Raw genomic sequence first — 12,818 nt, 5'->3', positions numbered from 1 at the left:
GCATTTATAAATAATAGTAGGCTTCTTTTGGTAACCATTGCATGAATGCCATGCCCAAATGGGGAAATCTATAGTAAAGTCAATACCTTTCTGTTTCATGTGTCTTACAATGTATTTATATGCTTTGCAATCTTCTTTACTAACAAAAATAGGATTGGCTATAAGCTTACCTTCATTCAAAAGTGTATTTATAGCATTTTGGTTTTGAAAAGTCCATAGGATTGTTGAATCAATAAATGTATTTAAGTTTGATTGTTTATCAAATTGTTTTTTCATCTTTCGCTCCATTTTCTTTTTTATTTTGCAGAATTAAGAATAAATATGACTAATCGGACAATAAGAAATACCTATGCTAGATACAATTGTAAATGCTTATTTAAAGTAACAGCAAGGAATAACCTTTGTATATAGAGTGTACAATACATGCAAAACAGGATTAAAGAAGATTTTAAATATAATATGAAATAGTACAAAATAAGAATTTGATATATCTTTTATATATAAACTATTAATTGAAGTTTGTAATTACACATTATAGTTAGTATACTAACTATATAATTAGTGTGCTAACTATATTGGGGGTTATATGAATAATTTAGGCTATTTATTACACAAGGTAAGTATAATGACGAAAACAGAATTATCAAATCAATTAAAAGAATATAAAATAACAGCTCAGCAATGGTCTGTGTTAAAGGATATATCTCTTTATCCAAATGGAACCACCCCAGCTATGATTGCTGAAAGGCTCTTAGCAGACCGTCCAACAGTAACCGGGATTATACAAAGATTATTGCAAAAAGAATGGATTCTTATAAAACATAATCCTAAAGATAAACGGTCACATTTAATATTTTTAACAGATGAAGCTAAGACATTAATACAGGAGATAGAAAATGTAAGCGATGAAGTTATAAAAAATGCTACAGCTAGTATTCCTAAAGAGGAAGTAGAAAATACAGTTCGAGTTTTGCAAAGTATGATTCAAAATTTACAAAAAAATAAAGGGTGATTAAAATGATTTTAGTAACAGGTGCTACAGGGAATGTAGGAAAAGAGGTTGTAAAATGCCTAATAAAAAGAAATGCTACTTTCAAAGTCACAACGCGCAGTAGAGAAACTGAAGGAGTGTATTTTGATTTTGAAAATCCTTCATCTGTAAAGGCGGCTTTAACAGGTGTTACTAAAATCTTTCTAATAAGACCACCACATCTAGCTGATGCAAAAAAGTATTTCCAGCCTGTTGTAGATGCCGCAAAAGAAATAGGTATAAAACACATTGTATTTTTATCTTTATTAGGTGTAGAAAAAAATCCGATAGTACCTCATGCTAAAATTGAAGCTATGATAAAGGCTTCTGGGATCCCTTACACATTCCTAAGACCGAGTTTTTTTATGCAAAATTTATTATCACAACATGGTGATGAATTAAGAAATAAAAAAATAATTGAAGTACCTGCTGGTAAAGGGGAAACAAGTTTTATAGATGTACGGGATATTGGAGAAGTTGCAGCTAAAATATTAACCGAAGAGGGACATGAATTTAAAGCTTATTCTTTAACGGGAAATGAGGCATTAACATATTATGAAGTTGCTGCTATTATTTCAAAAATAATAAATAAAGATATTACTTATACAAATCCAAGTATATTTAAATTTAGAAAAAGAATGATTCAAAAGGGACTTAACAGTGACTTTATTTGGGTTATGATTGGAATATATACAACTGCAAAATTAGGGTTAGCTAAAAAAGTCACATCAGATTTATCGAATTTACTAGATAGAAGTCCAATAACTATGGAAACGTTTGTTTACGATTACAAAGAATTATTAATATAATAATGCAAAAGTAAAAAAGAGGATTATTCACATAAAGAATCTATTATGTTTTAAGAGTAAGAGGGGATAGCCATGCAAAACAAAATTATCGTTATGTTTCAAAAAGATTTTCGTTTATATGATAACCCAGCTCTATTTGAGGCTGTTCAGTCCGGGGAGGTTCTTCCGGTATATGTACAAGATGAAACTTTTTCAATAGGAAGTGCGGCAAAGTGGTGGTTACGCCATGCTATAATGGATGTCCAAAAGCAACTTAAGGAATTGGGCTCTACTTTAATAATCCGCAAAGGAAATACACAGGAAGAAATACTTTCTCTCATAAAACAATTAGATATAACGGCTGTATATTGGAATAGTTGTTATGATCCAGACAGGTTAAAATCTAATCAAAAAATGAAAATGATATTAGAAGATAAAGGTATTATTTGTAAGGAATTTAATTCGCATTTATTATTAGAACCGTGGATTATAAAAAAGAAGGATAACACTGAATATAAGGTGTTTACGCCTTTTTACAATGCATTTCAAAAGCAGGTAATACCTAAACCTATTAGCAGAGTGCAGAGTATAAAGTGGGGAAACTCTTTACCAGCAAGCTTATCTGTTTCAGAATTACACTTGTTGCCGACTATACCGTGGACATCTCATATGGAAGCAATATGGGATCCGACAGAAGAAGGGGCATATAAAACATTCAAGAAATTTTTCTCTAGCAAATTAGCCTCTTATAGTGAAGGAAGAGATTTTCCAGATCAAAATGTCCATTCGATGTTGGCACCGTATCTTTCATTTGGTCAAATATCAGTAAAGCTAATGTTTCATTACTTAATAAATAAAAGTACCGAAAGACAATGTAGTCTTTTTGAAAAACAAGTTAATAGCTTTATACGTCAATTAATTTGGCGAGAGTTTTCTTATTATTTACTATATCATTATCCATTTACAGTATCTAAACCTCTTAATAAGAGCTTTGAAAATTTCCCGTGGGATAAGGAAGAGGAGTTATTAAGCGTATGGCAGAAGGGTGAAACTGGTTATCCGTTTATTGATGCGGGAATGCGGGAGCTTTGGCAAACAGGTTTTATGCATAATCGGGCAAGAATGGCTGTAGCCTCTTTTCTTGTAAAGCATTTGTTAATTCCATGGCAAGAAGGAGCAAAATGGTTTATGGATACACTACTAGATGCTGATATTGCAAATAATACAATGGGATGGCAATGGGTTGCTGGAAGTGGGGCAGATGCATCACCGTACTTTCGTATTTTTAACCCCATCACACAAGGAGAAAAGTTTGATAAAAATGGAGAGTATATAAGAAGATGGGTACCAGAATTAAGCGATATACCGAATAAATATATACATAAACCATGGGAAGCGCCTGCGCATATTTTACAAAAGGCCAATATAAAGCTTGGGGATACATATCCTTATCCGATTGTTGATCATAAGGCAGCACGAGAGAGAGCCCTTTGTGCATATAAAAGTATGAAAGAATTTGTATAAAATAGGTTAAAAAATATGTATTTGGAATTTAAATATTAGAATTTTATCCATTACAAGGGCATACTAATCATATAAAGTTTCTATAATCTTCTAGTAAAAAGGAGAATGTTTATGAAAAAATCTAGTATTATAGTATTTTTACTAACATATGGTTTGTTTTATGTTTCTAGTGTTTTATTCCCTATTGATCGTACTTGGTATGATGCGTTAGAAAAGCCGTCTTGGACACCTCCTGGTATGACAATCGGAATGATATGGGCTGTATTATTTGGACTTATTGCATTATCAGTTGCAATTATTTACAACAACTATGGATTCAAGCCAAAAACATTTTGGTTTTTATTCCTTTTAAATTATATATTCAATCAAGCGTTCAGCTATTTTCAATTTAGCCAAAAGAATTTGTTTTTAGCAACAGTAGATTGTTTACTTGTCGCTATTACTACGTTACTTCTCATAGCGGTTTCTTCCAAATTATCTAAAGTATCGACATGGTTGCTAATACCATATTTTTTATGGTCTGCATTTGCTACATATTTATCTTGGACAATTTATAGTATAAATTAAAGACGGAACTAAAAACTTGAGCACAATAAAAATGCTCGAGTTTTTATGTGTGTTAATGATAATCCGAAATATGGAATATATACATCTTATGGAGGTCATCTTTGTGAAGAAATGGATAAAAATTATGCTGTACTCTTTACTAGCTATTTTAATTATAGGAAGTTTTACTTTTTTGACTTGGTCTCAGTTTACTTATAAACCGACGAAAGAGGCTTTGTCGTTAGTAGATGATAAAAAAGATGAAGATAATATCGTTTTTGGAGCGAAAGATGCGAAAGTAGGGGTTATTTTTTATCAAGGAGCTAAAGTAGAAGCTGAGGCTTATAGTTACTTAGGAGAAGCGCTTGCAAAAGATGGGCACTTTGTAGTAATGCCTAAGTTACCATTAAATTTAGCGATACTTGGAATAAATGAGGTAGACAGTGTAATTGAAAAGTATCCGGAAGTTCAAAAATGGTATGTTGCAGGGCATTCAATGGGAGGAGCTATGATTTCTAAGTATGCCTTCCAACATGAAGACAAGGTAGACGGGATTATTTTCTTAGGTTCGTATCCTGCAGATGACTTTTCTACAAAATCGATTCCGATGTTATCAATTTATGGGGAAGTAGATGCTTTAGCAACTGTAGAAAAAATAGAGAACAATAAAAAGTTCATGTCAAAGAATACAACTATGCACATGATAAAAGGGGGAAATCATGCTCATTTTGGCATGTATGGTGAGCAAAAAGGTGATAATGCGAGTTTAATTACGGCAAAAGCACAACGAGATGAAACAGTAAAAGTAATTGAACAATGGTTATTGGAACAATGATAACGAATTTAATAAATCTACCGAAAGAATTATCCAAACGGTAGATGGGAGAGAGAATAAAGAGCCAAATCGTATGAATTGGCTCTTTTATTTATTTGCTATCTCCAATTGTCCCCTTATTTTCTCCGGAATATCCTCTTTAGAAATAATATCGTAAGAATACACATATTTTCCTTTCACATGAATTTTTAAGTAAGTTTTTCTTATAAAATCATTAGGCGTGTTCGTTCCAACTGTATATTCTTTTTCATTACTTAATTCGTCAACAGCTTTTAGTGAGTACATAGCTTTTCCTTTATGATGATAATCTGGAACACCATATCCTTTCGCAACGGCATATACATTTTTTTCTTCAGCAATCGGATTAAATCTGTCTAAATCTCCACGTAATATGAAAGGTAGTAAGTATATAGGGAGGCCTATTCCTAGTATGCAAATTACAAATTTCTTCATGATTGTTTCTCCTTTTGTCTATTTACATTTTTGAGTATAGAAAAAAGTTCTTATGAATATAGAGGGAAATTCTTTAAGTTTTTCTTAATAAAGTTTAACTTTGTGAAAAAAACTAGTTTGAGCATTAAGTTTACGAAATGAATAGCCAAATAACCTGTTTTCTTTATTTTTTGATGGTAGGTTATTAGGTTTTATATTGGTATGAGTGAATTAAGAAATAAGTGAGGTTTAGGAAATAGAATGAATTTATCTTATAGTAATAAGAGAATTACCTGAATAAATGATAGTGAGAACAATTAAAGAAAGCATCTAGTGGGGTGCTTTTTTCTTTTGAAACAGAGAATCTCATGGGTCGGTTACATGTAATTTCGTGCTGTGCTTCTAGGTCATTGGAAAATCCAACAATAAAAAAAGAGGGGGAAGGCGTTTTTTATTGAAGTTTGTTAATGATAGATTTTTAACTTGAGAGGGGGATCGTAAAATAGATTATTAATCTCTTTGGTAATTTTTATTTTCCTTATAGTTGGCATATTGTATTAGAAATTTTAAATTTTGAAGGGAGAATCAATAAGTATGGGTAAGAAAAGAAGAATAAGTAATAAGTTATTACTTATCAGTGCAATTTTTACAATAGCAATTCCCTCAGTCTCATATGCGGAGGAAGTAATTTCACCTGAAAATTTTAAGAGTTCTTCAAATTTGTATAAGGCACGGAATACGGAAATTTTGAAAACAAATTTATATCCTAATACATATAATAATCCATTTAACCACCAATTTATTTCAAAATTAAAGGAAGTAAACACAAATATAAAAAAAATAGACAATAGTGATGATGAAAATCCTGTTATATCTACTACTCTTTCATTTATTCGCCATATGAATAGTGAAGATTATAAATCTGCATTTGATTTAACCTCAAGGTCATTACAGAAAATAATATCCGAAGAATGGTTGAAGAGCTATTGGGAGGGACTGCCAGTTCAATTACAAGCAGGTTCTTTTATAGAAATTGGAGAGGTTACACAAAAAGAGACAAATCCTGTTCATACAAATGTGGAGATTCAATTAGTTTTTGAAAAAATGACTGTACCTTTACTAATTAAACTAGATCCATCTGGAAAAATAGACGATTTTCAACTAAGCATGTCGTTTAGTCCTGTTGCTGAGCGTCCATCATATAGTAAGCCTGAATCATTTGTTGATAAAGAAGTAGTAGTTGGAAGTGGTGCATTTCCATTACCAGGAACATTGTCGGTTCCAAAAGGAAATGGTCCTTTTCCAGCGGTTATTCTTGTTCAAGGATCAGGAGCAACTGATCAGGATGAAACAGCGTTTGCTTTAAAACCATTTCGCGATTTAGCTGAAGGTCTTGCATCGAAGGGAATTGCTGTCCTTCGCTATAATAAACGAACGTATGAACATGGGCTGAAAACACAATTCAGTCCCTTCTATACAGTTGATAAAGAGACAACAGATGATGCTCTTCTTGTAACTCAATTTCTTAAAAATGAGCCTCTAATAAATAAAAATCAAATATATATTCTTGGTCATAGTCAAGGTGGAATGATGCTTCCGAAAATGATTGAAAAAGACCAAAATCAAAATATTGCTGGGGCAATTGTAATGGGTGGGCCAGCTCGTACGATTCAAGACGTTGTTTTAGATCAATTTGAGTATCTTTTTTCTATTGGAGCAATGAACCAGGAGCAATATAAATTCTACAAATCGCAATTTGAATTATTAAATGATCCAAATTTCTCTGGTCAGAATCCTCCAAAAGATTTTTACTTAGGATCAGCAGTATTTTGGGATTCTATTCGGAAAATTAAAGCAGCAGAAATGTCAAAGGAACAAAAGACACCGCTTCTTATTATTCAAGGGGAAAGAGACTATCAAGTTCAATCAAAAATCGAAATTCCTCTTTGGAAAGAACAATTAAAAGAACGAAATAACGTTGATTATCGACTATATCCAAAGTTAAATCATTTCTTTACAGAGGGCGATGGGGAAATAAGTAAGCCGGATGAATATTATAGTCCTGCTAATATACCTGAGTATGTTATAAATGATATTGCTGCTTGGGTGCAAGGCAGATCGCAATTAAATTAGCAACTATATGTTTTAATAAAGACTTTCTTTCTGTAATCAAAATAGAAATATTTTTATTAGGTTATATGTTTTGTAAAGGCACTCTTTGAAAAGGAGTGCTTTTTTATTTTTCTATGATTTCTATAAAACAATGGGCTTGCCTTCCAAACAAATCGTTATTTGTAGCGCTTTTATCAAAGCAAAGTGCTCGTGACATTTCCTTGATATTCAAAAACATTAATAACCTATTATGTGAAGTTTTTTGAAAATTTAGGTTTAACATCTTTAAAATAGGTGTATTACATAACAACTAAATAAGAAAATAAAAAATCTAAGGGAGGAAAAATACGATGCATAAGAATGAAAGAAAACCGGTGGTTTATGAATATCAAAATGAACAGGAAGTAGTTATGAAAGTAAAAGAGCTAGAATTGCAAGGGATTCGCCAAGATGACATTTACGTCTTAACACATGAAAAACATATAACAAAAAGAATTGCGGATGATACAAACACAAATACGATTGGAGTAAAAGAACAAGGGTTGGGCACAAGTATTATCAATTTTTTCTCCAAAAAAGGGGACGAGCTCCGAAATCAAATGGAGGAAATGGGGTTGTCGAAGGAGGAAGCTAACTTATATGAAGAAAAACTAGATCAAGGGAGAATTTTACTTCTAGTAACAGATGAAACACTAACGGCGAGTGATAGGCAGCCGCAAAACTATCATTCTCTCTAATAGATTGCAATATCTAATAAATAGATAAGTTAATTATTTTAGGTTGTAGCATGGAAGAAAATAAAAGTAGAGAAGGGTGAGAAAAATGAAACATACAATATTTAAATATGCTGTGATTGGGATTACGACCGGAGTCATGGTATCTCTGTTAAAAAAAGAAAATCGGAAAGCAATACAAACAAAAGGAAAAAGCGTAAAAGACAAACTACAAGAAGGAAACATAAAGGAAACATTAGAGAAGGTAACCGAGACAAGTAAACAATTTTCTGTAACTGCAGCTAATGTTGCAAAACAAACATTACCACAACTGCTTACAGCCACACCAGTTGTCATTTCTACTATTAAAGATTTAACAAAAAACGAAAATAACAAAAAGAAAAAAGATGAAAAGGATAATGAAATAAAACAAAATAGTAAGAACCTAGACGGAGAAAAAACGGAAAATGAAAAGAAATATGTGAAAGAAGGGAAAGAAGAGAGTGCTTAGATTTAATTCTAAAAAGAGAAAGTGAGGAAAAAAGTATGAAATCTCTGTATGCAATTGATGTAGGAATTGGTTTTACTAAGCGGGCATATCGACAGGATGTAGATTCTGAGGTGACGATTAAGAGTGAAGCTGCCACACTAGCTCCTGTACCTAATCATGCTGAAAGTGAAGATTTAACAAAGGTAAGTTTTATAGACTTAGACTTTGCATACTACATGGGAAATGAAGCACATCAATCTGACGCTTCATTTCTTCCTCCATTTGAAGAAGAAATAGAAAATTATTATGAAAGCGAACGATTTAAACAACAAATATTTGGTTGCATTGCAAAGGATTATAAAGAAAATGTCGTGTTACCTTTAGTTGTTACCGGGCTTCCCGTTACTTGTTTTGGTAGTCAGCATGAGCAATTACAACGTGCACTAAAAAAAGAAACTTCCGTACAAATTGATGGGAAATTTATTCATATTACGGTGGAAAATGCTTTGATTCTTCAGCAACCAATCGCTTTACATGCCTATTTCTTAAAAGAGGGAATCATTCAAGAACGAGATCGCATCTTAATTATTGATGGTGGATTTCGTACATTAGAAATGACAGATATGAAACAGAATGTCATTTTAAATCATTATGAGACGGAACTAGGATGTAGCAAGCCTTTGAAAAATATTAAGAATATCGTGCAGAATCATGAGGGTGAAAGTAATCAATTGCATATTAACGACATGCCAAACATATTAGAAAAAGGATATGAATGTCGAGAAGAAAATCATGAGACAAGTCAGGTTCATACTTTGATTCAAAAAGAGTTGGATGCACACTTCCAAGACGTCATGCGTGTATTACAAGAACAATTTAAGTTAGAACAGTATAACACTATTATTTGGACAGGAGGAATAGTAGATCTCCACAAAAAACGAATTGAAAAAATGCAAAGTGAAATTTCTTCTTTCCGTATGGTAGACGCTTCGAAAGAGGCTGCACTCCATGGATACTATATTATTGGGAGTCAAGTATTTGACGACATCACCAATCAATCTGCATATGAATCCAAATTATAATAACGAATGAAATGGAGTTTGTTGAATAGACGTGCCAAATTATGTAGCTTCTTTTCCATATATAATAAATTCTTTATAAGAAAAGATAAAAAGTGCTTGTATAGAGGAAATGTTTAAAATTGAGAATGAAAATAACTAATATATAGGGGGTCTTTCTTTTAAAAGAATAAGGCCTCCTATGTCATTTATTTTGTAATTTAGATGATCTAAAAACTTTTCCTCCAAGACATGAATACCTACATACAAATGTCATATTACGGTTATGATTCGATTAAACATAAAACAATTTAGAAAGGAAGAATAATATGGAATGCATAAAAATGACGAAATGGAGTTGGTATCATGTGAAAACTAGTGAGCTTGAAAAACTTTCTTCTATAATCCCTCGTGATGTAACATCTTATTTCTCTCAATTTGTAAAGAAAATAAGTTCTCCTTGTGAAAATGGATTATATGTTTATACGTTATCACCAAGTCAAACTTGTGTATATGGTTCGTTTTTATATGATCAAGATAAAAAGGACGCCAAAATTCAAAAATTTCTTCATTATTTCGTAGCTCATGGAATACTGATAACAGTTCAGGAAAAAGAGGAAGAGGATTTCAAAAAATTAATACATAATTTCCCTATGGGTACAAAAAATTGTAATAGTTCCGCTGAAGGATTATGTGCTATCTTATCAATGTTTATATCTCATTATTTGCGAAAGGTTGACTACTTTGAAAACAATTTCAGAAATGTATTATGGGATTTTTATCATCATAATAACATAGCAGTTTTAGAAAGGATTTATCATATTCGTCATGAATTATTTATGAACACACACGTGTTTCGCTTAATACAAGAAGTGTTACAAGGCCTAAAAGAAGCTTGGTTAGAAAAACTAACAAACACCCTTTGTTATAAACAAACAAGCGTAAAATTAGAGCGTGGATTACAACTCGTTAAAGAGTACCAAGAAGAATTAGACACGATGATTCATTTGCAAGAAGTTGTTTCTTCTCATCGTGGGAATGAAATTATGAAAGCTCTTACTGTATTAACTGCTGTGAGTACGCCTTTGACAGCCTTAGGAGCATTATGGGGTATGAATTTTAAATACATGCCTGAACTAGAATGGAAATATAGCTATTTAATCGCTCTCTTATTTATTATTTTCACAACAGGGGGGATGTATATGTATATGCGATTCAAAGGATGGACAGGTGACTTATTACGAGTAAAGAAAAAGAAATCTTTTTTTAAATCTAATTAATCCGCTTAATTATTAGACTTGGTACAATTGTAAAACGACACCTAATATATCAAAGATTGTTTTCCTCTCATACAGATGAGATTTTCGTCCGTTTTATTATAGGAGATTGAACAGGCGAATTAACACCTTTGATTGCTATTAGGTGTTTTTCTGTATGGCTTGATAAATAAGAAGAAAATAATCTTTAATCTATATATGACCTTATATTCACTCAGTTCTTGTTTCTTTTCATAAGAAGTAATTGATGCATTTGAACCATAGTAGCCGAACAGAGTAGGATCGCGATCAGTTGCTCATACAAATAGTAGGATGCTATCCCGATAATTGTAGTTTGCTAATAATTTTACCTTACATAAATGTAATACAAATGAAAGGTAAATGAATATGTAAAATTCCATAAAACAATTATTCTATATAAGGAGCAAATACGAATTAAAGAAACGGTATACGTATATATGATTTGCAGCAATTATCTTAACTAGTTAAACCATTTTTAAACAATAATTCTAAGGAGATTAGAAATGAGAAAAATCATTAACCTATGTATGATTGGAGCCCTCTTATTTGGTTTATACTTGGCGTTTACGCCTAAAGAACCAAGAAATGGAATTTTGATGTTAGGAGATAAACAGGCTTTACAAGATATACGAAGTGAAAACAAAAGTGAAATTAAGTCTATCGATTTATATGAAGTTAAAACAGCACAATATAATGGAGAATCAGTATTTATTATGGATCAAAAAACAGGTGAAGCGGTAATAAAAAAAGGGATATTACGAGAGGGAGAAGATCATTTTACACCGATTTCAGATCCAATAAAGTCTATGCCTAAAATAACAAATGATAATGCTGTGTTATTCGCGGGTGAAAAAAGTAAAAATATAAAAAGAGTAGTAATTGCTGACAAAGAAATACCGGTAAAATATGATAGTAATACTTGGTTTGGGCATTATCGTAACTCGAATTATGAACAGTGTATTTTAATTGTCAATAATTCTATGTTTAATCAAATTCCTATACAAGAAACCTATATGGGAATTTTTGAACTTAACAAAGTTTATGGAAATAATCATGGAGTTGTTGATACCGAGGATAAAAACTCAGTACAAGTGGAGAAAGAATTTCAAAAAATTATTGAGAGTAGAAAAGATAATTCACAGTTTTTAGAAGCGTTATCAATTATAAAATAATAAGCCCCAAAAAAGGTGAAAACTAACTAAAAAATAATATAAATATTACGGAGGATTCATATGGCAGGCGTTATAGGACATACAGTAGTTACCGCAACTGTAGGATTAGTATATAAAAAACATTTAAATATCACAACTTTATTTTTCGGTATGGCGATTCCAGATGCTATAAGCATGTTCATTGGAAAGGTACCGCTTATACCAGGAGGAGCGGTAGATGAGAGTTTCATAGGTGGACTAGCTTGCGCTTTAGTTTTGACTTTACTAATTATGATAGGTCTTAAAACAATACCTAGATTAATGAAACTGTTTACTTATAAACAGAGCTCTTCATTAAAAATTATTTTTATTTCTGCTTTAATAGGTACAGAATTACATGTATTGATGGACCTTATTGCTATAAACGGATGGCTGAATGGAACCATATTATAATAGTTTGATTTTAATGAAATATATAATTTAGGAATATCACTTCTTTTATTGTAAGGAGTGGTCTTTTTTATATAGAGGCTAAATTTTCACAAATAACTGTAAAGGGAAAAATTTCGTTATGGGGGTGTCTCAAAATCTTAGCTTGATGGCGAGGGGGTAGTGCCATATCCCCATCAAGTTAAAGTTTTGATGTCTCCGCAATAATAAAAAAGGTGAAAATTCATATGAAAGATTAGAGCTCTCCTTCTTGTAGGAGGGCTCTAATCTTTGTTTAAAAACTATATCATATACATGGGCAGACTCAATATGTGAACTTTGTCCGGATTCAATTTAGAATATAAAAAAAGAGAACTTGCGTTAGAATACAAGCTCTCTTTAAAAGAAATAA

At 31.8% G+C, this 12,818-nt stretch carries 13 protein-coding genes and 3 pseudogenes; 12 read left to right on the top strand and 4 right to left on the bottom strand.

From position 1 onward, the window contains the following. Positions 1 to 15 precede the first annotated feature (15 nt). Positions 16 to 276: pseudogene (locus NST27_RS15280) on the bottom strand (DUF3841 domain-containing protein); the annotation flags it as partial. Positions 277 to 586: 310 nt separating this feature from the next. Between NST27_RS15280 and NST27_RS15275 the strand changes: the two are divergent. The 5 genes from NST27_RS15275 to NST27_RS15255 all read left to right on the top strand — a co-directional run bounded on the left by NST27_RS15275 (position 587) and on the right by NST27_RS15255 (position 4,723). Beyond that, positions 587 to 1,012, top strand: a complete 426-nt coding sequence (locus tag NST27_RS15275) for a MarR family winged helix-turn-helix transcriptional regulator (protein ID WP_001061038.1) — start codon at positions 587 to 589, stop codon at positions 1,010 to 1,012. A 5-nt stretch (positions 1,013 to 1,017) separates the two neighbouring features. Further along, positions 1,018 to 1,839, top strand: coding sequence for an SDR family oxidoreductase (locus tag NST27_RS15270; RefSeq protein WP_000604771.1), 822 nt, complete (start codon positions 1,018 to 1,020; stop codon positions 1,837 to 1,839). Positions 1,840 to 1,911: 72 nt separating this feature from the next. Next, positions 1,912 to 3,342 (top strand): cryptochrome/photolyase family protein, encoded by a 1,431-nt coding sequence (locus tag NST27_RS15265; RefSeq protein ID WP_047386457.1) that lies wholly within the window; start codon positions 1,912 to 1,914, stop codon positions 3,340 to 3,342. 111 nt (positions 3,343 to 3,453) lie between these two features. Continuing rightward, positions 3,454 to 3,909 (top strand): TspO/MBR family protein, encoded by a 456-nt coding sequence (locus tag NST27_RS15260; protein WP_000749743.1) that lies wholly within the window; start codon positions 3,454 to 3,456, stop codon positions 3,907 to 3,909. Between the two features lie 103 nt (positions 3,910 to 4,012). Continuing rightward, positions 4,013 to 4,723 carry an alpha/beta hydrolase gene (locus tag NST27_RS15255; protein ID WP_000758813.1) on the top strand — a complete coding sequence of 237 codons (711 nt, stop codon included), beginning with the start codon at positions 4,013 to 4,015 and terminating at the stop codon, positions 4,721 to 4,723. 87 nt (positions 4,724 to 4,810) lie between these two features. Here NST27_RS15255 and NST27_RS15250 read toward each other — a convergent pair whose 3' ends face one another. Then, positions 4,811 to 5,176, bottom strand: coding sequence for a YxeA family protein (locus NST27_RS15250; RefSeq protein WP_000714887.1), 366 nt, complete (start codon positions 5,174 to 5,176; stop codon positions 4,811 to 4,813). Between the two features lie 573 nt (positions 5,177 to 5,749). On the opposite strand from NST27_RS15250, the gene NST27_RS15245 reads away from it, so the two are divergent. After that, positions 5,750 to 7,288, top strand: coding sequence for an alpha/beta hydrolase (locus NST27_RS15245; protein WP_000516852.1), 1,539 nt, complete (start codon positions 5,750 to 5,752; stop codon positions 7,286 to 7,288). A gap of 118 nt (positions 7,289 to 7,406) precedes the next feature. Here the strand turns inward: NST27_RS15245 and NST27_RS29610 are convergent. After that, a pseudogene (locus NST27_RS29610) lies at positions 7,407 to 7,505 on the bottom strand (acyl dehydratase); the annotation flags it as partial. Positions 7,506 to 7,617: 112 nt separating this feature from the next. Here NST27_RS29610 and NST27_RS15240 point away from each other — a divergent pair. From NST27_RS15240 to NST27_RS15225, 4 genes are all read left to right on the top strand, one after another. Beyond that, entirely contained in the window at positions 7,618 to 8,004 is a 387-nt protein-coding gene (locus NST27_RS15240) for a general stress protein (RefSeq protein WP_000549441.1), read from the top strand. A gap of 85 nt (positions 8,005 to 8,089) precedes the next feature. After that, positions 8,090 to 8,491 carry a hypothetical protein gene (locus tag NST27_RS15235; protein ID WP_000683228.1) on the top strand — a complete coding sequence of 134 codons (402 nt, stop codon included), beginning with the start codon at positions 8,090 to 8,092 and terminating at the stop codon, positions 8,489 to 8,491. Between the two features lie 35 nt (positions 8,492 to 8,526). Further along, positions 8,527 to 9,552 (top strand): ParM/StbA family protein, encoded by a 1,026-nt coding sequence (locus tag NST27_RS15230; protein WP_000839458.1) that lies wholly within the window; start codon positions 8,527 to 8,529, stop codon positions 9,550 to 9,552. Between the two features lie 305 nt (positions 9,553 to 9,857). Then, entirely contained in the window at positions 9,858 to 10,808 is a 951-nt protein-coding gene (locus NST27_RS15225; protein ID WP_000388933.1) for a magnesium transporter CorA family protein, read from the top strand. Between the two features lie 5 nt (positions 10,809 to 10,813). Here the strand turns inward: NST27_RS15225 and NST27_RS15220 are convergent. Continuing rightward, a pseudogene (locus tag NST27_RS15220) lies at positions 10,814 to 11,112 on the bottom strand (IS4 family transposase); the annotation flags it as partial. A gap of 217 nt (positions 11,113 to 11,329) precedes the next feature. Between NST27_RS15220 and NST27_RS15215 the strand changes: the two are divergent. Beyond that, positions 11,330 to 11,998: a lipoprotein BA_5634 family protein gene (locus NST27_RS15215; protein WP_001226310.1), complete on the top strand. Its 669-nt coding sequence runs from the start codon at positions 11,330 to 11,332 to the stop codon at positions 11,996 to 11,998. Between the two features lie 60 nt (positions 11,999 to 12,058). Continuing rightward, positions 12,059 to 12,430: a hypothetical protein gene (locus NST27_RS15210; RefSeq protein ID WP_000929330.1), complete on the top strand. Its 372-nt coding sequence runs from the start codon at positions 12,059 to 12,061 to the stop codon at positions 12,428 to 12,430. Positions 12,431 to 12,818: the final 388 nt, after the last annotated feature.

The sequence above is a fragment of the Bacillus sp. FSL W8-0770 genome (assembly GCF_038008705.1).
Lineage (GTDB): Bacteria > Bacillota > Bacilli > Bacillales > Bacillaceae_G > Bacillus_A > Bacillus_A cereus.
Note: the sequence above shows the minus strand (reverse complement) of the source record. Positions and strands in the feature narration are given on the sequence as shown.